This is a genomic window from Ereboglobus sp. PH5-5 (assembly GCF_029504805.1).
Lineage (GTDB): Bacteria > Verrucomicrobiota > Verrucomicrobiia > Opitutales > Opitutaceae > Ereboglobus.
In genome coordinates, this window is the sequence record NZ_JAQFIT010000015.1 from 59,103 (window position 1) to 82,283 (window position 23,181).

At 57.8% G+C, this 23,181-nt stretch carries 22 protein-coding genes; 16 read left to right on the forward strand and 6 right to left on the reverse strand.

The features are described 5' to 3' along the window. Nucleotides 1-27: 27 nt before the first annotated feature. The 9 genes from M2103_RS10830 to M2103_RS10870 all read left to right on the forward strand — a co-directional run bounded on the left by M2103_RS10830 (nt 28) and on the right by M2103_RS10870 (nt 8,138). Nucleotides 28-1,527 carry a phosphatase PAP2 family protein gene (locus M2103_RS10830; RefSeq protein ID WP_277510519.1) on the forward strand — a complete coding sequence of 500 codons (1,500 nt, stop codon included), beginning with the start codon at nt 28-30 and terminating at the stop codon, nt 1,525-1,527. Between the two features lie 66 nt (nt 1,528-1,593). Further along, entirely contained in the window at nt 1,594-2,013 is a 420-nt protein-coding gene (locus tag M2103_RS10835; RefSeq protein ID WP_277510521.1) for a GxxExxY protein, read from the forward strand. A gap of 92 nt (nt 2,014-2,105) precedes the next feature. Next, nucleotides 2,106-3,569 carry an aldehyde dehydrogenase family protein gene (locus M2103_RS10840; protein ID WP_277510523.1) on the forward strand — a complete coding sequence of 488 codons (1,464 nt, stop codon included), beginning with the start codon at nt 2,106-2,108 and terminating at the stop codon, nt 3,567-3,569. 61 nt (nt 3,570-3,630) lie between these two features. Next, on the forward strand, nt 3,631-4,896 hold the full coding sequence (locus M2103_RS10845; protein ID WP_277510524.1) for a PDDEXK nuclease domain-containing protein: 1,266 nt from the start codon (nt 3,631-3,633) through the stop codon (nt 4,894-4,896). Further along, nucleotides 4,893-5,312 (forward strand): hypothetical protein, encoded by a 420-nt coding sequence (locus M2103_RS10850; RefSeq protein ID WP_277510525.1) that lies wholly within the window; start codon nt 4,893-4,895, stop codon nt 5,310-5,312. Before M2103_RS10845 ends, M2103_RS10850 begins: the two co-directional genes overlap by 4 nt. Nucleotides 5,313-5,375: 63 nt before the next feature. Next, nucleotides 5,376-5,657 (forward strand): EutN/CcmL family microcompartment protein, encoded by a 282-nt coding sequence (locus M2103_RS10855; RefSeq protein ID WP_277510526.1) that lies wholly within the window; start codon nt 5,376-5,378, stop codon nt 5,655-5,657. A gap of 106 nt (nt 5,658-5,763) precedes the next feature. Further along, complete coding sequence (locus M2103_RS10860) at nt 5,764-6,087, forward strand: EutN/CcmL family microcompartment protein (protein WP_277510527.1); 324 nt, start codon at nt 5,764-5,766, stop codon at nt 6,085-6,087. A gap of 107 nt (nt 6,088-6,194) precedes the next feature. Continuing rightward, nucleotides 6,195-7,304: a class II aldolase/adducin family protein gene (locus tag M2103_RS10865; RefSeq protein WP_277510528.1), complete on the forward strand. Its 1,110-nt coding sequence runs from the start codon at nt 6,195-6,197 to the stop codon at nt 7,302-7,304. A gap of 201 nt (nt 7,305-7,505) precedes the next feature. Continuing rightward, a complete protein-coding gene (locus M2103_RS10870) occupies nt 7,506-8,138 on the forward strand; it encodes a transposase (protein WP_277510529.1) in 633 nt (210 codons plus the stop codon). Between the two features lie 163 nt (nt 8,139-8,301). On the opposite strand, the gene M2103_RS10875 is transcribed toward M2103_RS10870, so the two are convergent. Further along, on the reverse strand, nt 8,302-9,219 hold the full coding sequence (locus tag M2103_RS10875; RefSeq protein WP_277510530.1) for a phosphoribosylaminoimidazolesuccinocarboxamide synthase: 918 nt from the start codon (nt 9,217-9,219) through the stop codon (nt 8,302-8,304). A gap of 194 nt (nt 9,220-9,413) precedes the next feature. On the opposite strand from M2103_RS10875, the gene M2103_RS10880 reads away from it, so the two are divergent. The 6 genes from M2103_RS10880 to M2103_RS10905 all read left to right on the forward strand — a co-directional run bounded on the left by M2103_RS10880 (nt 9,414) and on the right by M2103_RS10905 (nt 16,054). Beyond that, on the forward strand, nt 9,414-11,558 hold the full coding sequence (locus M2103_RS10880) for an ATP-binding protein (protein WP_277510533.1): 2,145 nt from the start codon (nt 9,414-9,416) through the stop codon (nt 11,556-11,558). A gap of 17 nt (nt 11,559-11,575) precedes the next feature. Beyond that, a complete protein-coding gene (locus M2103_RS10885; RefSeq protein ID WP_277510534.1) occupies nt 11,576-12,487 on the forward strand; it encodes a nuclease-related domain-containing protein in 912 nt (303 codons plus the stop codon). Between the two features lie 45 nt (nt 12,488-12,532). Further along, nucleotides 12,533-12,952, forward strand: coding sequence for a SufE family protein (locus M2103_RS10890; RefSeq protein WP_277510535.1), 420 nt, complete (start codon nt 12,533-12,535; stop codon nt 12,950-12,952). 79 nt (nt 12,953-13,031) lie between these two features. Next, entirely contained in the window at nt 13,032-13,865 is an 834-nt protein-coding gene (locus M2103_RS10895; RefSeq protein WP_277510536.1) for a TatD family hydrolase, read from the forward strand. A 119-nt stretch (nt 13,866-13,984) separates the two neighbouring features. After that, nucleotides 13,985-15,028, forward strand: a complete 1,044-nt coding sequence (gene gmd / locus M2103_RS10900; protein ID WP_277510537.1) for a GDP-mannose 4,6-dehydratase — start codon at nt 13,985-13,987, stop codon at nt 15,026-15,028. Nucleotides 15,029-15,070: 42 nt separating this feature from the next. After that, the gene (locus tag M2103_RS10905) at nt 15,071-16,054 is read left to right on the forward strand and encodes a GDP-mannose 4,6-dehydratase (protein WP_277510538.1); all 984 of its coding nucleotides are present in this window, start codon (nt 15,071-15,073) and stop codon (nt 16,052-16,054) included. A gap of 78 nt (nt 16,055-16,132) precedes the next feature. Here M2103_RS10905 and M2103_RS10910 read toward each other — a convergent pair whose 3' ends face one another. From M2103_RS10910 to rfbF, 5 genes are read right to left on the reverse strand one after another with little or no spacing between them, the layout of a single operon-like run. Beyond that, nucleotides 16,133-16,846 (reverse strand): class I SAM-dependent methyltransferase, encoded by a 714-nt coding sequence (locus tag M2103_RS10910; protein WP_277510539.1) that lies wholly within the window; start codon nt 16,844-16,846, stop codon nt 16,133-16,135. Between the two features lie 55 nt (nt 16,847-16,901). Further along, nucleotides 16,902-17,831 (reverse strand): glycosyltransferase family 2 protein, encoded by a 930-nt coding sequence (locus M2103_RS10915; protein ID WP_277510540.1) that lies wholly within the window; start codon nt 17,829-17,831, stop codon nt 16,902-16,904. Further along, nucleotides 17,828-18,679 carry an NAD(P)-dependent oxidoreductase gene (locus tag M2103_RS10920; RefSeq protein ID WP_277510541.1) on the reverse strand — a complete coding sequence of 284 codons (852 nt, stop codon included), beginning with the start codon at nt 18,677-18,679 and terminating at the stop codon, nt 17,828-17,830. The genes M2103_RS10915 and M2103_RS10920 overlap by 4 nt, the downstream gene beginning before the upstream one ends. Nucleotides 18,680-18,713: 34 nt before the next feature. Further along, on the reverse strand, nt 18,714-19,850 hold the full coding sequence (gene rfbG / locus M2103_RS10925; protein ID WP_277510542.1) for a CDP-glucose 4,6-dehydratase: 1,137 nt from the start codon (nt 19,848-19,850) through the stop codon (nt 18,714-18,716). A 3-nt stretch (nt 19,851-19,853) separates the two neighbouring features. Further along, complete coding sequence (rfbF, locus tag M2103_RS10930) at nt 19,854-20,636, reverse strand: glucose-1-phosphate cytidylyltransferase (RefSeq protein WP_277510543.1); 783 nt, start codon at nt 20,634-20,636, stop codon at nt 19,854-19,856. Between rfbF and M2103_RS10935 the strand changes: the two genes are divergently transcribed. Continuing rightward, the gene (locus M2103_RS10935) at nt 20,623-23,178 is read left to right on the forward strand and encodes a YfhO family protein (RefSeq protein WP_277510544.1); all 2,556 of its coding nucleotides are present in this window, start codon (nt 20,623-20,625) and stop codon (nt 23,176-23,178) included. The two genes, rfbF and M2103_RS10935, sit on opposite strands and share 14 nt — an antisense overlap. Nucleotides 23,179-23,181: the final 3 nt, after the last annotated feature.

A 23,181-nucleotide genomic window follows, 5' to 3' on the forward strand; every position in this document is an offset into this window, starting at 1 on the left:
CAAAATAACAAACAGGCAAAACGCATCATGAAAAAACGGCACATTACACCGATCATTGCGTTCATCGTTGCCGCAATATGCCCCGCCGCCTCGCTTCTCGCGCAGGAACAATCGGCGCGTTTTCTGCTCACCGCCGAGGCCGAAATCCTCGCGCAAATCCCGCCGCCGCCCGCACCCGGTTCCCCCGCGGACATGGCCGACATGGAAACGCTTTACCAGGTGCAGAAAAGCCGCACGCCGGAACTGCTCGCGCGCGCCGAGCGCGTCAGTTCGCAAGACATCATGTCGCCGGGCGCGCTTGTGTTCGGATGGGCCTTCAACAGGCAAAATCTTCCGCGCACGGCGGAGATATTGGAGCAGGCATACGTTGAGCACCGCCCCGCCGTCCTTGCCTCGAAAAAACAATGGGGCCGCGTGCGCCCCTACAATCGCGGCATCGACATCACGCCCTGCGTGGAAATCGTGCCGAAGGACGAATCCTACCCGAGCGGACACTCTGCCGAAAGCGGCCTCCTGGCGATTCTCTACAGCGAGGCGATGCCCGAATACAAAAACCTTTTCATGGAGGATGTGCGCGAAACCACCTGGGGCCGCATCATCGCCGGCGTGCATTACCCGAGCGACACCCAGGCCGGATGCCTGCTCGGTTTTACCATCGCGAAGGAAATGCTGAAAAATCCGCACACCAAAAACGCGATCAAGGAAATGCGTGCCGAGATTCTTGCGTTTCTGGAAAAACATCCCGAAGCCGTAATGATCTCCGGCGTCCGTGCCGCCGGCGCCACCGCCGCGGAAATCGCCGCGCGCCCGGCGACAAAGGCGATCCGGATGCACTCCCACAACGACTACAGGCAAAAGCGCCCCTTCTACCTGGCGTATTCCCAGCACGCGGATTCCATCGAGGCGGACATTTACTCCACGCCCGCGCCCGGCGAACTGCGCGTGGCCCATGACAAGGAGGAAGTGCCCTCCGCTCCCACGCTTGACGAAACCTACATCCGCCCGCTCGTCGAGACGTTCAGGCAAAACGGCGGACGCCCTTGGAGCGGATCGGAAAAACAACTCACCCTGTTGATCGACCTGAAAACCTCCGACACCAACACGCTGGACAGGCTGGTTGCCAAGTTGAGAAGGCACCCCGACGTGTTCGACCCCGGCGTCAATCCGCGCGCCGTGCGCGTGGTGCTCACCAGTTCCGCCCCGCTCGCCGAGCGCTTCGGCAATTATCCGGCGTTTATCTTTTTTGACGGCTCGCACGCGAACTACACGCCGGAGCAGTTGGCGCGCGTCTGCATGATCAGCTACAACTTCAAAAAACTGTCGCGCTGGAAGGGCAAAACGCCGCTGCCGGACGAAGACCGCCTGCGCCTGGGCGAGACGATCAAGAAAGTCCACGCGCTCGGAAACCCCGTCCGCTTCTGGGGCGCGCCCGACACCGAAACCGCGTGGAAAACGCTCCTCGAACTCGGCGCCGATTATGTGAACACCGACAAACCCGAAGCCTGCGCCGCCTGGCTCCGAAAATAATCACCAACGAGAAAAACAACAAACGCATCTTCATTCCCAAACCATTTTAACCGCAGATAGACACAGATGAACGCAGATAACAAAACCATCCCAGCCGCCGCCGACACACGCGGCCAAAAGGAAACCTATGAAATCATAGGCTGCGCCATGGAAGTGCTCAACCTGCTTGGTCACGGCCTGCACGAAAAGCCCTACGAAAACGCCCTCGTTGTTGAGTTGAAACTCAGGGGCGTTCCGCACAGCCAGCAAAAAAGTTTTCCCGTTCTCTACAAAGACGTGCAAGTGGCCGAATATATTCCCGACCTCATCGTGCACGGCGGCATCATTGTTGACACGAAAGTCATCGATCGAATCACCGATCACGAACGCGGCCAGATGTTAAATTATCTCCGCATCACGCACCAGCCTGTCGGCCTCATTATCAATTTCAAAAAAGCAAAACTGGAGTGGGAACGAATCATCCTCACTCCGCCAACCGCCGGATAACCTCGCGCCAACAACTCCGTCATCTGCGTTAATCCGCGTCCATCTGCGGTTAAAAAAATCTCCTAAAAACAACCAATAATCTCTCGCATCCCATGGCATTACAAATCGACGAAAATCTAGTCCGCTCAATCGTCAGCGAAGTCGTGCGCAACATCCGCTCCGGCGCCACCGCATCCGCGCCAGCCGCCGCGCCTTCCGCTCCCGCAATCGTCAGCTCCTCCGGCCCCGCATACGGTGTGTTTCAGGACGTGCCGACTGCCGCCGCTGCCGCGCAAAAAGGCTACGAGCAACTCCGCGCAAAAGGCGTCGCCGCGCGCAAGCAAGTTGTCGACATCATCAAAAAACTCGCCATCGCCAACGCCGATGCCTGGGGCAAATTTGAGTTCGAGGAAACCAAGATCGGACGCCTCGAGCACAAGATCGGCAAACTCCACCTCGTCCCCCTCGTGCCCGGCGTCGAATGGTTGCGCCCCTACGCCCTCAGCGGTGACCACGGCCTCATGCACGAGGAATACACGCCCTTCGGCGTCGTCGCGGCCATCCTCCCCGTCACGCACTCCGTCCCCACGCTTTCCGGCAACATCATCAACGCCGTCGCCGCCGGAAACTCCATCCTCTTCAACCCGCACCCCGGCGGCGCGCGCTCCGCGGCCCTCGCCATCCGCGCCTACAACCAGGCCGTGCAAGCCGCCACCGGCATCGAAAACCTCATCTGCACAATCGAGAAACCCACGCTCGAATCGTTCGACGCCATCTGCAAATCCCCGCTCGTAAATCTGCTCGTCGTCACCGGCGGCCCCGGCGTCGTCAACGCCGCCATGAAATCCGGCAAGCGCGCCATCTGCGCCGGCCCCGGCAACCCGCCCGTGCTTGTTGACGACACCGTTTGCCCCGAGAAAGCCGCCAAGGACATCATCCACGGCTGCGGCTTCGACAACAACCTGCTCTGCATCGGTGAAAAACAAGTCTTCGTCCTCGACAAAGTCGCCAACGCGCTCATCCGCGGCCTCGAAAAAGCCGGCGCCGTTCGCCTCCTCCCCGCGCAAGTCGAGAAACTCGCCAGGGAAGTTTTCACCATGAAACCCGACGCCGGCGGCTGCTCGCACCCCGTGCTCAACCGCGAACTCGTTGGCAAAAACGCAAACGTCCTCGCCGCGCGCGCCGGCCTCAACCTCCCCGAGGCCACGCCCATCCTCATCGGCGAAACCGACGCCGACCACCCCTTCGTGATGGAAGAGCAAATGATGCCCATACTCCCCATCGTCCGCGTGAAATCGTTCGAGGAAGGCGTCGCCCTCGCGAAAAAATCCGAGCACGGCTACAAGCACTCCTCGATCATCCACTCGCTCAACGTCGATCGCATGACTGAAATGGGTCGCGCGATGGACACGACGCTCTTCGTGAAAAACGGCCCCAGCACGACCGGCCTCGGCCTCGACGGCGAAGGCTACCTCAGCTACTCGATCGCGACGACAACCGGCGAAGGCATCACCAACCCGCAAACCTTCACAAGAACCCGCCGCTGCGTCCTCGTCGACGCGCTGAAGATTTATTGAGAAAAAATCACCGCGTAGGGGCGTCGCTTGCGACGCCCTCCCGTGATCTCGCCTCCGACCAATGCCTAAACCAGCCAAAGCCAAAAAAGCCCGCGCCCGCGCGACCAAGAAAAAATTGGTCGCCGTGGCAGCGTCGGGCTATGGCAATTTGCTGGGCAGCATCGACACCCTGCTCGCGACCGCCCGCCGCCACACTGCGCGCGCCGTTAACGCCTGCATGACCGCCACCTACTGGCACGTTGGTCGCTACATCGTTGAATATGAGCAAAAGGGGTCTGACCGAGCTGAGTATGGAGATGCGTTGCTCAAAATTTTGGCTGCCGATTTGACCGCAAAACACGGACGCGGATTCTCGGACAGAACCCTCATCAATGCACGCTTGTTTTATCTTACATTTGATCCCGAATGGATTTACAAAACAACAACTTGTGAAATCTCAGGTCAAATTACGCAGACACTGTCTGCGCAATCTTCCGTTGATTCCCAACAACTTACAAACTCACCTTTCACCGCCGACACGCAACTCGTTCCCCGTCAACGAGACAATTTGCTCAACACCCCGCTCTCCGCTTTCGACCTCCCCACACTCGCCAAAGCCTTTCCGCTGCCCTGGTCGCATTACGTGATGCTCATCAGCCGCAGCCGTTCGCCCGAGGCGCGCGAGTTTTATCACCGCGAAGCCCTTCGCGGCGGATGGTCGGTGCGCCAGCTCGATCGCCAGATCGGCACGCAATTCTACGAACGCGCCGCGCTCTCGAAAAACAAGGCGGCGATGCTCAAAAAAGGCGAAACCCCGCGCGCCGGCGAACTCCTCACGCCCGACGAGGAAATCCGCGACCCGCTCGTCCTCGAATTCCTCAATCTCCGCGACGAATACTCCGAAACCGAGCTTGAGGACGCGCTCATCCGCCACCTCGAAACCTTCCTGCTCGAACTCGGCAACGACTTCACCTTCGTCGGACGCCAGCGGCGCCTCCGTCTCGACAACAAATGGTATCGCATTGACCTTCTCTTTTTCCACCGCCGCCTCCGCAGCCTCGTGGTGATCGACCTCAAAGTCGGCGAGTTCACGCATGCCGACGCCGGCCAGATGAACCTCTACGTCAACTACGCCCGCGAGCACTGGACGCATCCCGGCGAAAACCCGCCCGTCGGCCTCATCCTCTGCGCCGAGAAAAACGAAACCATCGCCCGTTACGCGCTCGACGGTCTCGAAACCAAAATCCAAGCCCGCGAATACAAGCACACGCTCCCCTCCGAAAAACTCCTCGCCGCCGAACTCGCCAAAACCGCCAAGCTGCTTGCGCAACGAAAAACTGAAAAATGATACGACTACTCCCAGTTTTAATACTTACCCTTTTCTTCACAGGCTGCGGCCCGAAGAAAGAGGCTCTCTACGTGCCAATTTATTCGACCGTGGAAATTCCTGTATTCGACAATGACGCAGTGAACGAATTTATGGCAATGTATGCCAAGCAACACGATGGTTCATTGGCGGCAATGGATTTGATGATTCAAGGAAATATCGATGCAGGAATGCAGAAATATAAGGAGGTCCTTGATGAAACTTCAGCTAATTCCTTCTTCGAAAGAATGAAGGAAACGACAATGGCTCTTGGCGATAAATCCTCCGAACTTTTGAAATACCAAGAATATGGGCGCAAGATTAGAGAAGAGAATCAGCAGCGCCTGAATGAACTCGCAAAAAAATATCCGGACGCCGCGTCCATGTTTATGCACTGAGACTTGTTCGAAAATACAAGCCAAACACCACGCCGTAAAATTACTTTTTAAATCTCCTTCACCATGAACCTCGCCCGCATAGACGGAACCATCATCGCCCCCGCATGCCATCCCAGCATGCGCGGCACGCGCACCGTCATTTGCCAGCCGCTCGACGAAAACGGCAACGACATCGGCAACCCCGTTCTCGCAATCGACACCCTTGGCGCGGGCCTTCACCAACGCGTCCTCATCAGCACCGACGGCTCGCGCACCCGCGAAATCGTTCGCGACAAACACAGCCCGCTCCGCAACCACATCCTCGGCGTCGTGGACGACGCCAAGGAAAATTCCAAATTCCAATAACCAAACTCCAACCGATCAGCGGCGCGGCAGCGCCCAATCGTTTCGAGGCCGCAGGCCGACAGTCTGCCAAATCGAGAATCGAAAATCCAAAATCGAAAATTTCAACATGCGCCTCGGCACAGTCATCGGCCGCGTCACCATGACGCTTCAGGAACCCGTCTACAAGGGCGGGCGCGTCCTCCTTGTGCAGCCGCTCAACCGCGCCGATTTCGCCGCGCTTTCCAACGCCAAGCTCCAAACCCAAACGGCGCCAAAACTCGCCAACGCCTCCACGCTTGTCGCCTACGATCAACTCGGCGCGGACATCGGCCACATCGTCGGCTTCACCGAAGGCGCCGAGGCCACCGCGCCCTTCACCGCCGACGCCCCCGTTGACGCCTACATCGCCTGCATCGTTGACCAAATCGACTACCGCCCGCCCAAAAGCTAATTCCAGAAACGCGCTGGCATTTCCTCCTGACTCCTGACTCCCGCATCCTGACTCCTTTCCTTAATTTTTAACACTAAACCAAAAACTCTAAACTAAACTCGCACACCATGGCACAATTCCTCACAGCACGCGACGTCGAGAAACTCATTCGCAACGGCCAGCCCGTCCCGGCCGATGCCCGCCTCACACCCGGCGCGCACGATTATCTCCGCGACCACGGCCACTCCAAGCTCAACGCCGCCGCCAAGTCCGGCTCCGCCGCATCCGGCTACGCATCCGCGCCCGTCGCGGGCATTCCCGGCAAAAAATACGACCCCGTTGTTCCCGACTACGAATACAAATGGACGCCCGGCGCCGACCCGAAAACGCCCGCCGAAATCGCCGCGTTCTTCAACTCGCCCGCCATCGTCGCCATCAAGCACCGCATGGTTGACATCGGCCAGCGCATGTGGGCGCGCAACTACACCGACGGCAACGGCGGCAACCTCACCGTGCGCGTCGGCGACAACCTCGTGCTCTGCACCCCCACGCTCATTTCGAAAGGCTTCATGAAGATGGAGGACATCTGCCTCGTTGACATGGACGCCAAGCAACTCGCCGGCGCGCGCAAACGCACCAGCGAGTGCATGACGCACATCGCGATCATGAAGCGCCAGCCCCTCTGCAAATCCTGCTGCCACGCGCACCCCCCGCACGCCACCGCGTTCGCCGTCGCCAAAGTGCAGCCCCCCACCTGCCTCATTCCCGAGGCCGACATCTTCCTCGGCAAAATCGCCATCGCCCGCTACGAAACCCCCGGCTCGCAACAAATGGCCGACACCGTCGGCGAAGTCGGCAAGGACAACCAGTGCGTCCTCCTCGCCAACCACGGCGTCATCACCTGGGGCAAGGACATCGAGGACGCGTATTGGAAAATGGAAAACGCCGACGCCTACTGCCAGACCGTCTGGATCGCCTCGCAACTCGGCGGCGAGCTCGGCTCCGGCGTTGGCGGCGCGAACGCGCGCGAGTTTATCAAAATCCGCAAAGCCCTCGGCATGCCCGACAACCGCGAAGGCCTCAAGGAATGCGAACTGTGCGACAACAGCGAATTCCGCCCCGGCGTGATGTGTCAGGTTCCCGACGCCGCCCCCGCCGAGCCGAGCGCAAACCCCGAAGTCGAGGCCCTCGTGCAACGCCTCACCGGCGAAATAATGAAACAACTCGGCGCGAAATAAGCACGCACGGAGCGGCGTTCTCCAGGACGCCGGACGAGGCGCAACGCGCCTCGCAAAAAAACCGTTCGAAAAACAAGAAAGGCAGAAAGGGCACGACTACGTCGTGTTCGGCGACCTGGAGATCGCCGCTCCGTAACATGCTCTCCAAATTCCGCTGCCATTGCGCTTGCCTCAAACTATTGCGCGCGCATTTTTCGCCATATGGAAGAACTTCGTTTCTTCAGCCCCTATGCGGACACAACGATGCTCCGCAACCGCCTGCCTCATTGGGAGCAAATGGGCGCGACATATTTCGTTACCTTTCGTCTCGCCGATTCGATTCCGCGCGAGTTGCGCGAACGCTGGATATGGGATCGCGACGCGTGGCTGAAACATAATCCGCCACCGCACACGAGTGAGCAGGAAGCGGAATATCATCAGTTGTTTTCCAACCAAATGGAGGCATGGCTTGATACGGGCATGGGCGGTTGCGTGCTGCGAAATTCCGATGCCGCTGCGCTCGTCGCCCGGGCGTTGCAGCACTTCGAGGGAGTGCGTTGTCATCAGCTCGCATTTGTCATCATGCCCAATCACGTGCATACGGTTTTTGCCACGCTCAACGGCGAGCAAGCCCCAGATTTGGTGCAATCGTGGAAAAGTTTTACCTCGCGCAAATTGAGGGAAGCGTTGGCCGGAAAATGGCCCGGCTGGCAAAAAGATTACTACGATCGCATGGTGCGTGACGAAGCGCACTTTGGACGTTGTGTGCGTTACATTCGGAAAAATCCGGGAAAGGCGAAATTGCCCGACGGCGAATTCATACTATTCGAAGGTGAACGCGCGCGCATGTGCTGACGGAGCGGCGTTCTCCAGGCCGCCGAACACGACGTAGTCGTGCCTTTCCTTTCTTGTTTTTCGAATGACTGCTTTTTTGCGAGGCGCGTTGCGCCTCGTCCGGCGACCTGGAGATCGCCGCTCCGTTCGAGCCGCCGCTCCGCAAAGGCATGCGCGTCCGTTTTTACCCAACCAGGTTTTTCAACGCCGTCAGGTATTTGGCCTGGGTGTCGGCGATCACGTTTTCGGGCAGGCGGGGGGCGGGCGGGTTTTTGTCCCAGTTGATTGCGAGCAGGTGGTCGCGCACGAATTGTTTGTCGTAGCTCGGGGGCGATTGGTCGGGCGCGTAGCTTTCGGCGGGCCAGTAGCGCGAGGAGTCGGGCGTGAGCAGCTCGTCGATCAGGATTAGGTTGCCCGCCTCGTCGGTGCCAAATTCAAATTTCGTGTCGGCGAGAATCATGCCCGCTTGCTTGGCGCGGTCGTGACCGAGCTTGTAGAGCGCGATGCTGGCGGCTTTCACTTTTTGATAAAGCGCGGCGCCGACCGCGGCCTCGCCTTGCGCGTCGTTGATCGGCTCGTCGTGCTGGCCTTTGGGCGCCTTGGTTGTCGGGGTGAAAATCGGTTCGGGCAGTTTGTCGGCCTGGCGCAGTCCGGCGGGGAGTTTGATGCCGCAGACATCGCCGGTTTTTTGATAGGAGTCCCAACCGCTGCCCACGAGATAGCCGCGCACCACGCACTCGATTGTGAGGGGCTTGAGTTTGCGCACGATCATCGAGCGCAGTTGCAGGTCGCGATCCTTGATGCCGCGGCGCGCGAACTCGCCCGGCTGGTCGGGCAGCAGGTGGTTGGGCACGATGTTTGCCTTTGCCGCCTGCGCGAACCACCAGTTGCTCATTTGCGTGAGAATGACGCCCTTGCCGGGAATCCCGTCGGGAAGAATCACGTCGAAGGCCGAGAGCCGGTCGCTGGCCGTGATCAACAGGGCGTCCCCGAGGTCAAAGATGTCGCGGACTTTTCCCGAGGCGATTTTTGGGAATGGCAGCCCGTCGATGGAAGTGACGGCCTTGGCGGGCAGGGATGCGGCGATTTCGTCGTAGGTCATGGCGTTGGAAAAAACATACTAGTGAGTGCCGAAAAATGGAAAATAAAAGCCGGAAATTAAAAAACCGGCGGTTTTTCACATTATCGTTGAGATTGCGGGCCCGACATTGCCAATTCTTGCAAAAATAACCGCGTTGGCATATCGCATTGATAGTCCACCGCAATTCAACACACGCACGCACACGGCATTCGCTCATGACCAAATCGCACACACTCTTCAGGGACACGCTTAGTGAAGCTGAGAAAGAGTTTCGCCGCATGTGCGACAACTCGCCCATTTGCATTTGGATGTCCAACACCTCGGGCACCGGGTTTTTCTTCAACAAGGCATGGCGCTCCTACACCGGGGAGGATGTGGTCGAGCGTTTCGATGAGTGGTATGAAAACATCCACCCGGACGAGCGCAACATGGTCAGCGCGCGCCATAATAAACATTTTGCCGCGCGCGCCCCCTACCGCGTCGAGTATCGCCTGCGCAGGCACGATGGCGTTTACCGCTGGATCATCTCGCACGCGTCGCCCTACTACGATTCGAAAAACCATTTCGCCGGCTTCATAAGCGTGTGCATCGATTTTAACGACCAGCACGAGTTTGAAAACACGCTTGCGATGCGCGCGCTCAAGCAGACCGCGCTCGCCGCCTACGGACGCCTCGCGCTCGAAGTGCGCAAGTTCGGCGAGCTCACGCACAAGGCGGTCAACGTGATTCTTGAGACGCTTCACGTCGATTGCGCCTACCTCGCCTCGCTCAACCACGACACGCACGAGCTCACCCTCGAGGCTTTCGCCTGCCGGCTCGGCCAGAACCCGCCGCCCGAGCTCGGCCATGTCAAACCCGCCGCGCTTTCAATCACGCGCGCGATGCAACTGGCCGACGACCGCGAAAATTTTCCGCTCGCGCAGCTCCTTGCCAGCAAGGGTATCCAGTCCTCGCTCATTTGCCCCGTCGGGTCGGGCGGGCAACTTTACGGCTACTTTTTTGCCAACACGCGCAGCGTCCGCACGTTTTCCTCGGACGCCGTTGATTTCATTCAGGGACTTTCCAACGTCCTTGCCGCCGTGCACCAGCGCGAGCACGCCGAGAAGGCGCTGGCCGAAAGCGAGCAGAAACTCCTGCAGGCGCAAAAAGTCGAGGCCGTCGGGCTCCTCGCGGGCGGCATCGCGCATGATTTCAACAACCTGCTCACTGCCATTTGCGGTTACACCGAGCTTCTTCAAAAAGACATCACCCAGCTTTCGCTCAACGAGGCCGCCACGCGAACGCTCCGCGCGCACACCGCCGGCATCGAAAACGCCGCGCTTCGCGCCTCCAAGCTCGTGCGCCAGCTCCTCACCTTCAGCCGCACCCAGTCAACGCAAATTGCCCGCATAGACATCAACGCCCTCATCCTCGATTTCAAGGACCTCATCACGGCCTTTCTTCGCAGCGGCATCCACCTCGAGCTCAAGCTCGGCCCCGAGCCGGTCTACGCCTATGTGGATCGCAACCAAATCGAACAGGTCATCCTCAACCTCGCCATCAACAGCCGCGACGCCATGTCCAAGGGTGGAAGCCTGACGATCAGTGTTGCCAGCGCGGAGGTCGCGGCCTCTTCGGAAGCCAACGGGCTCGAGCCGGGCCGTTACGCGCAAATTTCCATCGCCGACACGGGCTCCGGCATACCGCCCGAGATTCAGGATAAAATTTTCACGCCCTTTTTCACCACAAAACCCAAGAGCCGCGGCACCGGTCTCGGCCTGGTCACTTGCGCCAACATCGTTAAGAACGCGCGCGGGAAAATCAGCTTTGAGACCGCGCAAGGCAAGGGGACGACATTCACGCTGCTCCTCCCCGACATTGCGCCGGCGCGGACAGTCGCGCCCGCCGACGCCTCGGTGTCGCCCTTCTTTCTCGAACGCGACAGCAACCCGCCGATTCCCGCGCCGCGCGCCATGCCGGACGCGCCCTCGGACGAACCCGACCTGCCCACCGGCGCCGAGACGATCATTCTCGTCGAGGATGACGCAGCCATTCGCGAAGTCACCGCCGCCATCCTCGAATCACTCGGCTACACCGTGCGCGCCTATGGCACGGGCGAGGCGCTCCTCACGCAATACCGCGTCGATGTGAACACCGTGCTCGCCGACGCCAGGCTCCTCATCACCGACATCAACATGCCCGGCATCAGCGGACGCCAGCTTGCGGACCGCATGCGCGCCATGCACTCCGGGGAGATGCGCGTGCTCTTTATATCGGGCTTTGTCACCGCCTCCCTTCAAAAAAGCACCGCGCATTTCCTCGAAAAACCTTTCACTCGCGACATCCTTGCCAGAAAAGTGCGTGAAGTTTTGGATGAATAACCTTTCGCTCCATTTCAATGGATCTCATCACAACGCCCGCATTCATATTCTGCCTGTGCACCGTCGTGTGCATTGTGCTCTGCCACGCCATCTGGCGCTGGCGGGAAAATCGCAACAACGAGCGCGTCACACCCGGCTTCAAGCTCCTGCGCGGCCCCGGTGAATCGCTCCAACGGCAAATCGCCGCCATCGACGACAAACTTTTCTCGTGGCTGCTCAACATCCTCGGACTCCCGCTCATCATGCTCGCGAGCACGGCGGGCGCCTACCTCCTGTCCGGAAAAACGGCGTTCGACGGATTTGTCGCCATCCTCATCCAGTATGTGCTGCCCCTTGTTTTCATCTGGACCCTCTACTCGACGATCCACCTCCTGCGCCTCCTCTCCAAGCGCCGCAACCTCTACCTCGGTTATTTCGGCGAGCGCATTGTCAGCGAAAGCCTCGACCCGCTGCGCGCAAAGGGAGCCTGCGTTTTTCACGACGTTCCGGTTTCGGCGGAGCAGGGCCGCGTCAATATTGACCACGTCGTGATTTGCCCCGCCGGTGTTTTTGCCATCGAAACCAAAACCCGCCGCAAAGGCCCCGTGCGCGAAGGCCGCGCCGACGGCAAAATCATCTACGACGGCGCGCAACTCGCCTACCCGTGGGGAGAGGACACCTTCGGCATTTCCCGGGCTGCGAACAACGCGCTTTGGCTCGAAAAAACCATCGCCAAAACCGGCATTCCAAATGTGCCCGCGCACGCCATCCTCACATTCCCCGGCTGGCGCGTCGAGCTGACGGACTCCGCCGCCAACAGTGCCGTGCGCGTGCTCACACCCGCGCAAATCCCCCTCCACCTCGAAACGCTGCCGCCCAGGCTCGCAGCAAACCAAATCAAGCAACTCGCGCAACACATCGAAACCCTCTGTCGCGATGTGGAGTTCTAAAAAGTGGCCCGGGCCGCCAGCCCGTGACTTCGCCGACCGCTCCGCATGACCCTCGCCGAAAAACAACAACGCCTCATCGACGACTTCCTGATTATTCCCGATCCGCAGGAACGGCTCGCCGCCGTCGTGGCGCATGCAACCCGCGCGCCCGCGCTTGATCCCGCCGAACGCATCGACGCCAACCATGTCCCCGGCTGCGTTTCGACCGTGTGGCTCGTTGTCGAACTTGATCCGGTCACGCGCCGCCTCCGTGTGCGCGCCGACGCCGAATCCCCGCTCGTCAAAGGCCTGGTCGCGCTCATCTGCGAACTCCACGACGACACCGATCCCGCCGACGCCGCCACATTTCAGCCGGAGCTTTTGGAAAAACTCCACCTCGCCCAAAACCTCTCGCCCACCCGTCGCGCCGGCCTGCTCGCCGTGCAAAAACGAATCAAGGAAAAGGCCGAAAGACTAAAAGGCTGAATTAATCCAAGACAAACTACGCCTTAAAATCTTCAAGTTTTCCGATTTCAGCCCTTCAGCTCTTCAGTCTTTCAGCCTTTTGTATCACGACGCCCACAATCACCTGCAAGACCCCGCACTCGCGCCGCACCTCGACGAGATCGCCGCGGCCTATGCCGAAATCGGACTTGAACGCGCCGTCGTCAACGGCACCTGCGAAGCCGATTGGCCCGATGTCACCGCGCTCGCCCGCCGTTACCAATTTGTCCTCCCCAGCCATGGCCTGCACCCGTGGGATGCCGGCAACCGCACGCCAAACTGGTTCGACACACTCCGCGCCACCCTTGACGCCAATCCCGGCGCGCACATCGGCGAAATCGGCCTCGATCGCTGGATAATTGATCGCGCGCGTCCCGACGATCCGCGTCTCGCCGGGCTCCGCCGCGCTCCGCTCGACGAACAAGCCGAAGTTTTTCGCGCCCAACTCGCGCTTGCCGCCGAGCGCAATCTTGCCGCGAGCATCCACTGCCTCGACGCCTTCGGCCTGCTTCTAAAAATCCTCGAAACCACGCCGCTCCCCGTGCGCGGTTTTCTCCTGCACGCCTACAGCGGCCCGGTCGAAATGCTCCCGCAATTCATCAAGCTCGGCGCCTATTTCTCCTTCAACGGTTCGTTTCTATCAGAAAAAAACACCCGCCATCGCGAAGTTTTCCGCCAAATCCCCGTCGAGCGCATTCTGGTCGAAACCGACGCGCCCGCCATGCCCGCGCCCGCGAAATACCGCCCGTTTTCATTTTCTGCGCCCGACGATAAACTGAACCATCCCGCCAACATCGCCGACACGCATGCCGGACTCGCCGGCGCGCGAGAGGTTGGGCCGGCGGCGCTCGGCGTTTCTCTCGCGCAAAATTTCGCGCGCCTCTTCGGCGGATAGTCCGGCGAATGCCCACGACGACGTTTTTTGCATTTAATAAGGACTCGCCCTAAATCTCTTTTTCGTTTCCTTACGAGATTCTCAATTTTTTCGTGTAGCTGATTTTTTTATTTATCAACATGGCTTACAATACCGCACTCATCACTGGAATAACCGGCCAAGACGGCGCTTATCTCGCCAGGTTGCTTCTCGGAAAAGGCTACAAGGTTTTTGGCGCATATCGACGCACCAGCTCCGTTAATTTTTGGCGGCTTGAGGAGCTGGGTGTCACCGGGCATCCCAACTTGCAGCTTGTCGAATATGATTTGACGGATCTGGGCGCGACGATCCGGCTTTTGCAGACGGCCAACGTGACGGAGATCTACAATCTCGCCGCCCAGAGTTTTGTCGGCGTGTCCTTTGAGCAGCCCGCCACCACCGCGCAAATCACCGCGCTCGGCCCGCTCAATTTGCTCGAGGCCATCAGGATCGTGAACCCGCAGATTCGGTTTTACCAAGCCTCCACCTCCGAAATGTTCGGCAAGGTTCAGGCCATTCCGCAGTCGGAAACAACGCCCTTCCACCCGCGCAGCCCCTATGGCGTTGCGAAACTCTACGGGCACTGGATCACGATCAACTATCGCGAATCTTACGGCATTTTCGGAGCCAGCGGCATCTTGTTCAACCACGAGTCGCCTCTGCGCGGGCGCGAGTTTGTGACGCGCAAAATCACGGACGCCGCCGCCAGAATCAAGCTGGGCACGCTCGACGTGCTCGAGCTCGGCAACCTCAACGCCAAGCGCGACTGGGGCTTCGCCGGGGAATACGTCGAGGGCATGTGGCGGATGCTTCAAGCGCCCGAGCCCGACACGTTTGTCCTGGCAACGGGACGCACCGAGACGGTTCGCGATTTTGTGATCATGGCGTTCAAGGCCGTCGGAATCACGCTCCAGTGGAAGGGCAAGGACGAGCAGGAAATCGCCGAGGATGCCTCCACGGGAAAACTCCTCGTGCGCGTCAATCCAAAGTTCTACCGTCCCGCCGAGGTCGATTTGCTCATCGGCAGCCCGGCAAAGGCAAAAGAGGTCCTTGGCTGGGAGCCGAAGACCACGCTTGAGCAACTTTGCCAGATGATGGTCGAAGCCGACATGCGCAGAAACACAAACGGCGGAGGCTCCTTTTAACGCTTTAGGCTTTTCGCAACCCGCCCAAGCCTTCTTTGCAACATGCCCGAAAAAAATGCGTTCATAACCGGAATCACCGGACAGGATGGCTCGTATCTCACCGAGTTGCTTTTGGAAAAAGGCTACGCGGTGCACGGGCTTGTGACGCCGCTCGAGTCCGCCGCCAACGGCAACCTTCGCCACCTGGTCGCCGACCCCGCCATCCTCGGCAAGCGCCTGTTTCTCCACGCCGGCTCATTCGAGGAACTCACGCATCTGCGACGCATCATCGACCGGACGAAGCCCGATGAGTTTTACCACTTTGCCGGCCAGTCCAGCCCGCGCCTCAGTTTCGAACTGCCTGAAGTCACGGCAAGCAGCGTTGGGATTGCCACGCTGCGGCTGCTGGAAATCCTGCGCGATCTGCAACACCCGACCCGGTTTTTCAACGCATCCAGCGCCGAGGTGTTCGGCACGCCCGCCAATTCCCGCCAGGACGAGCAGACGCCCGTCAATCCCGCCACGCCCTATGGCGTGGCAAAGGCCTTCGCGCAGCAGATGACGCGCATCTACCGGACCGCCCACAAGCTCCCGGCGTGTTCGGCGATACTCTACAACCACGAATCCCCCCGCCGCAACGAGTCCTTCGTCACCATGAAAATCGCCCGCGCCGCGGCGCGCATAAAAAAGGGGCTCCAGGCGGAGCTAAAACTGGGCAGCATGACGGCGCAACGCGACTGGGGCTGGGCGCCCGACTATGTCGAAGGCATGTGGCGGATGCTTCAAGCCGATCAATGCGACGACTACATCCTGGCGACAGGCGAGCTGCACAGTGTGGCCGACCTTGTCGAAAAAGCCTTCCAATGCGTCGGCCTGAACTGGCGCGACCACGTGAAACAAGACCCCTCCTTGATGACCGCCGCTGAACCGGTCGCCCCATGCGGCAACCCCGCCAAGGCTGAAAAACAGCTAAACTGGTCCCGAACCGTAAACTTCGACAGCATGGTGGAGCGCCTCGTGGCATCCCAATACGACAGTGCCGGGTGATGCTTTTTGCCGTGGAGAACATAATATACAAAAAGCACGCGACATGCCGGTGTCCGGCGAAATGGTAGCCAGCGACCTTTATATCTTCGTGCCGCACACATAATATTGCCCCCCGAACGGAATCCACGACGTGTATTTTTCAAGAGGTCTGAGGAATGACAAATACCCCGGGAAAAACACCCTGAACCGGGTTGCGCATTTTTGAAGGCCGGCAGCGCGCATTATTTTTTTCGCCCTCCAAAAATGGACCAGTTTTGCGTTGATATCAAACTCGCACCTGCTGACAGCGTATAATGTCAGCGGGTTCAGCGTGTTGTGCTCGAATATAATAAAGAAGCCGCCCGGCTTTAGCACACGCCTTATTTCTCCCAAGATCGGGATGTGATCCGCATGGTCAATGTGGTGGAACACGCATGCCGCGAAAACTATATCAAATGTATTATCCGGGGCAGCGATCACATTTGAATCCAGAAAAAGCGTTTTGCATTTGGGAAAAGCGGCGGAAAGCCTGTTCAGGCTTTCCGGGGAAACGTCAGCGGCCACCAAATTGGCATCCGGAAAAAAAGCATTCCAGTAAGGCACGGACGCGCCTGTTCCGGAGCCATAGTCCAGTATTGAAATGTTTCCGGAGCGCTTTTTTTTCAGCGCAATTTTATAAACATCCTCAATTTTATATTTGGCAAAATAATCCAAGTTTTCACCGGAAAACCCTATGCTTTTTTTGTGAAATTTTTTATAGGAATCAGCATACTGATCAAATTCAGGCTTATTATCGTTTTCCTTCGGGGTCATATTGAAGTTTAAAAGAGTTTTTGGCTGGAATTTTTTGGAGGCCCGCTCTTATTTATTAAAAGTTGAGGCGCTCCCGCTCCACGACGAGCGGGCGTTTGGTGACCTTTGTGTGGATCGCTCCTATATATTCACCCAAAATGCCGATAAAGATGAGCTGGACGGCGCCAAGAAAGAAGAACCCCACGACCAGGGGCGCAATGCCGATGGAAAATTGATACCAATAGATCAGTTTGAACACCAGATATACCATGCCTGTTAAAAAAGAAAGGGCCGCCAGGATGAAACCGGTAAAGGCGGCCAGTCGCAAAGGCACTTTGGTGTGACTGGTAAAGCCCAGCATCGCGATATCGTAGAGCGCGTAGAAATTAAAACTGCTTTTGCCGCGCTTGCGCACCGGCTGTTCGAAATCAATGGTCGCCACCGGATATCCGAGCTCGCTTATCTGGCCGCGAAAATAGGGATAGGGGTCGCCCATCTCGCGCAGGTGCTGAATAACCTCCCTGTCATAGAGTCCAAACCCGGTGAAATTTTTCAGCAGGGTCACATCCGCAAGCTTTCCTATCAAATCGTAATAAAAACTGCGAATGGCGAACATGAGTCGCGATTCCTTGCTTCGGTTCTTGATGGCGGCGACAACCTTGCGCCCCTGCTCCCACAACGGGATGAATTGTTCGATGATCTCGGGAGGATCCTGCAAATCGGACGCAAGGTAGATGACCGCGTCGCCACGCGCTTGCAGCAACGCATGGTGAAACGAGCGGACAAAGCCAAAATTGCGCACATTAAAGATCACCTTGATGCGCCGGTCCTCGCCAGCGAACGCGCGCAGCACATCACCGCTTTTATCAGTGGAGCAGTTGTCTATTATAATGTATTCCCAGTTGTATTGCGGAAATTTTTTGGCAACAGCGAAAACCCTGCTGATCAAATCGGGTAGGTTTGCCTCTTCATTGTAACAACCGCTGACTACAGTGATGGTTTTCATATGCTAAGATAATTACGCAGGCGTTCGGCGTCCCCCCAAAAGGCAAAGGGCTCGAAATCACGATATGGATAATGACCCAGGTCCAGCGCGATGCTGGCGTTGTGCTCCGCAAGCCAGTTTTCCACCATGCGCCGGACGGTGGTCGGGCGACCGGAGCAGACGTTCACGACGCCCGTGCGTTTGGAGGTGGCGAGGTCGCATAACATGCGAGCCATTTCCTTCACTGGTAAATAATCGCGCAACTGTTCACCTCCGGACATGCGAAATGAGCGCTCTTTTTTTGCGAGTGCGCGCATCAGTTGGGGGTAAAGAGAATTGGGGTTTTGCCCTTCACCGTAGGTGTAAAACGGACGCGTCCACAGCAATTCAAAGGAACGCCCGGATTGCATGAACTCAAGCTGGCGCAACAGGCTGTATTTGGCCAAGCCATACCATGTCGAGGGGTGGCATGGTTGCGTTTCCTTCAAGGAGCCGTTTTGCAGCCCATACTCGGAGCAGCTGCCGGCGATCACCATTCTGGGCAAGCCGCCTTCGATCAGCCGCGACAGGAAAGTGAAGTGGCGGGGCAGTTCCCTGGTCATGTGCAAGGGGGATTGAACATTTCCGACCCCTTCCCATGCCAGGTGAATAAGCACATCCGGCGCGCCTATGCGTTCGTAAATATCGTCGCCCGCGGAGTCCAAATCGACTGCAATGGCGGACGGGACGACGCCCTGCCCGGCCAGCCAGTCCAAGCCGGGACTGGCAGTGTCGCGGCAAAGCACTGTGACTGTGTGAGGTGTGGCGAATAATGCCTTGCAAAGGTGCCTGCCAATGAAGCCGGTGGCTCCGGTGAGAACGATCTTCATGCTGTGTCGTGTGTGCTAAAGACGGTGTGGCACGTCAAGTCCAGGGCAAGTGCTTGGCGGCTGCGTTTGCCGTGTAGTTTAAAATTTGGTGTCGTGTGTGCGCACCGGCATTGGAAGGCTGCTCGGCTGCAATGCGATACCACTCAATCGTATGCGCGACCGTCTCCTCAAAATTCCACACGGGTTTCCACTCGAGAAGGTGCCGGGCTTTGTCAATGGCAAGGTTGAGAAGGGAGGCTTCATGCGGGGCCTTGGGATCGCTTTGATCGCTCCATTGGCCGGGCCAGTGCTTGAGAATTTCTTGCACGAGCGCGGCAACTGTGCGGTTCGCCTCGGGGTGCGGCCCAAAATTGAAAGCGCCAGTGTAGGCGGTTGCCGGAAAGTGAAAACGCCCGGGCAATTGACCGGAAAGTGCCACCGCTAGCCAGAGATAGCCTCCAAGCGGTTCCATCACATGCTGCCAAGGCCGCGTGGCGATTTTATTGCGCACGGGGATAGGTTCCTTGCGGACAAGGGCGCGGATGCAATCCGGCACGATGCGATCCGCAGCCCAGTCCCCGCCACCGATAACGTTGCCAGCGCGCGCCGAGGCCAGCCGTATCGGTGACCCGGCACTGGCGAAGAATGCCTGGCGGTAGGATTGGATTACAAGTTCCGCGGCGCCTTTCGAGGCGCTATAGGGATCATGCCCCCCCATCGGATCTTCTTCGCGATAGGCGTGGAGCCATTCTTTATTTTCGTAACACTTGTCGGTCGTAACAGCAACAATGGCGCAGGGGTTGGCGGCAAGCCTGGCGGCATCAAGCACATGCACAGTGCCCATGATATTGGTGTCATAGGTTTCAACGGGTTCCCGATAAGAATGGCGCACGAGTGACTGCGCCGCGAGGTGAAATATGAATTCAGGACGAATGGAGGCGACTGTGTCGCGGACGAGCGCCCGGTCGCGAATGTCGCCGATGCGGTGGCGCGAGCCAAGACGTGGCGCGAGGTCGAGTTGATCGAACAGGGCGGGCGTTGTTGGCGGGGGCAGGGAGAAACCGTGGACATCGGCGCCAAGGGCCAGCAGCCATTCAGTGAGCCATGCACCCTTAAATCCAGTGTGCCCGGTAATTAGCACGCGTTTATTCAAGAATACGCCGGAAAAACTTTTAATGTCATCAGGACTCATGTGTCACCAAACTTTCCACGGCGCTTTGCCTGAAGTCCACAATTGATCAAGATACTGGGTTTCCTGATAGGTGTCCATCGGTTGCCAGAAACCCTCGTGCCGGTATGCGTTGAGCTGACCGTCGCGCACGAGATCGTCCATCGGCTGGCGCTCCAGCATGATTCGCGGGTTGTCGGGCAAATAATTGAACATGCGATGATCGCAGACCATGAACCCGCCGTTGACGTAGGATTCCTCAAACTGGGGTTTTTCTGTGAATTGGTGGATGCCGCCGCCATCGCCGATGCTGATGATGCCGAAACGTCCGGCGGGATGCACGGCGGAAATGGTGCACACCTTGCCGGCATTGCGATGCGAAGCTATGGAGGCGTTGATGTCGATGGTGGCGAGACCGTCGCCATAGGTCAGCAGAAACGGTTCGTCGGCGGGGATATAGCGTTGAATGAGTTTGACGCGATAGGCGGTCATTGATTCTTCGCCAGTTTCGGCGAGTGTGACCTTCCAATCCACCTCATCATGAACATCGTGAAACTGCACCTCCGGCTTGGTGCCGAGCATGAGGGAAACATCCGAGGTATTCCACATGTAGTTGCGGAAAAACTCCTTAATCATGTGACCTTTGTAACCAAGGCAGAGGATGAACTCCTTGTGCCCATAATGGGCATAGGTTTTCATAATGTGCCAGAGGATGGGCCGTCCCCCGATGGGAACCATGGGCTTGGGGCGGTATTCAGTTTCTTCGCGCAAGCGGGTGCCTTTGCCGCCGCAGAGGATGACAACTTTCATCTGGAAAACAGTGCCCATGCCCGCGGATTTGTCTATCCTTTTGAACAGCGAGCGAAAAACGAAACCATTGACGCCAATGGGCTTGTTGTTCCTTTTGTCCCGAATGCACACCTTTCGCAAATCAGGACTGGCAGTATTGCGCTCCCCGGCGGTGATCTTGTTACTGCTGACGTTTGTGTTCTTTGCCGATTTGTTCCTGACAGGAAAAACTTTCCTGCTGCGTGACGGCTTTTTTCTTATAATAAAAGCGGACTTGTATGGCTTGCAGACACTGGCGGACGGTAGTTTTCCATTTTGGGATACGCAAGGGGCGGGCAAACCATACATGGAAAATCCGGGCACGGGTTTTTTCTATCCACTCTCGCTGGTTTTTTCCATGTTTTCGGTCGGATGGGCGATCAATCTGTTTTGCCTTTTGAATGTGTGGCTCTTGGGACTTGGCGTCTATTTTTTCACGCGCCAAATGCAAATAGGGCGGACACCGTCGATGGTGGCGGCGATCAGCATCATGTTCAGCACCTTCACGATGGCGTATCTGGAATTTCTGATCGCCCTAGCTGCTATGCCCTGGATTTTTTTTATTCTTGGTGTTCTGGGGCGGTTTTATCACATCGCCAAGGAGGAGGGGGGGCGGACGACCGGAACAATATCCCTTCTATGGCGACACCGCGGGCTAATGGTTGCGCTGACTTTTCTGTTCGTCCTGTCATATTGCGCAAGTTACCACGAGTTTTTCGCCTATCCTTTCCTCGGATATTTATTGTTTATCATATTGACGGCTGCCATTGAAAAAAGTTGGCGACTGTTGCTTTCGATGAGTTTGTTTTGTGGCATCGGGGGCTTTATAGCCATGTTGATTGTGGTGCCGCAACTGGGGTTGATGTGGAGCTTTCTGCCATTCACAGAGCGGGCCATGTCGTTCGACGCGCGGTTTGACATGGCTTCATTGTCGGGCGCGCATTTATTGAAAGCGATATTCCCGATGATCGGGGGGCGCCCGGGCTTTCCCGATGTTTATTGGTCCCCGGGCACGTATGAATTTTGCATCGGCACATTTTACACGGGGGCGCTGGCATTGCTGGCGCTGCCGTTTGCATTTCTCTCGCGCTGGCGCGAACGCAGTCGCGCGGAGCGTGTGTTGCTGATTTGGGGTGTCATTTTGGCGGCGTTCGGCCTGATCATTTCCCTCGGCGACAACACACCGATATATCCCTTGATGTGGAAATATGTGCCCATGATGAATAAATTGCGCTTTGCCTCCAAGTTCCTGCTTTTGGTGCTCATGGGCGAAGTGGCGCTCGTCGGGCTCGGCGTCCAGTATATACTAAAAAACCGCAAGCCGCTTGAAAAACGCGCGGTTCTGGTATTGTGCGCCGAGGCATTGCTGGCCGGACTGGCGGTGATTTTGTTGGTATACGTCATCATGGATCCATCGCGAATGCCCGCGCTTTTTAATTACAAAGGCGCGCCGGTCCCCGACGAAAAACTGGCCGCCGTGCTGCCCAGTTTGCGGTGGTCCTGTGCTTTTCTGGTGCTGGCGCTGGGCTGGATAATATGGACATTGTGGCGGGGCGCCAGCCGCGCAACGCCATTGATTGCGATCGGGCTGGCGGCGATCAATTTGATCATAGTCTCGCGTCCGGTGCAGCCAACCGCGCCCGTCGGGGTGTATGACCGTGTGCCGGCCATGACCCGGCATGCCGCCGACAGCCGGTTTCGGGCATTTTCCTTATATGAAGGCGCGCACCAGTATTTATACGCCGATCCCCGCGTCGACATTTATGAATGGGCGATGGAGTCAGGTGTCAACGCGGCATGGTATCCGTATCCGAACGTGCATATATTGTATCAAAACGGCATTAAAATGCTGAAATATAATATATGGATGCAAAACATATATTCGGGCGATGAGACTGCTAAAAAAAATTTTTTGAATGCAATAGGAGTAAAATGGATCGTCGCCGGCGAGCAGTGGCCCAATATTCTTTGGGGAGGGGCGAAAAGGGAGGCGCGGGTTGTGACGAGGCCGGCGGCGATTCCTCGATTCGCCCTGTATCAGGACTGGCATCCGGTTGCCAGCGATGGCGAGGCGCTAAGGTATTTACAACTCGTTCCGAATTTGCAACTGCATGCGCGGCCAGCCATTGAAGAAACGAGCCTGTTGCGCGGGCGCGGCACGTCCAGCACCCTGCCTCCGCGAACCATGCAATCTTTTTCGGGTTCCCTGACGGTGACGAAAGAGAGCAACAGCCGACTTGAGTTCAAGACCAACGGTGAGAAAACACAATTGCTCGTTGTGAGTGACGCGTGGTATCCCGGCTGGAGCGCGACCATTGATGGCAAAGAAACTCCAATACATCGGGTGAATTACATGTTTCGCGGCGTGTTTGTCCCCCCCGGCGCGCATGAGGTGACGTTTTCTTTCTGGCCGGTAAAACTGGGCTGGTATTGTGCGGCGTCGTGCGCGGGTTTGTTAATGGCGCTAAGCCTGCTGGTGAGTTGCTGGCGAGATTATAAAAAATATGCAAAACCTGTCTCCTGATTT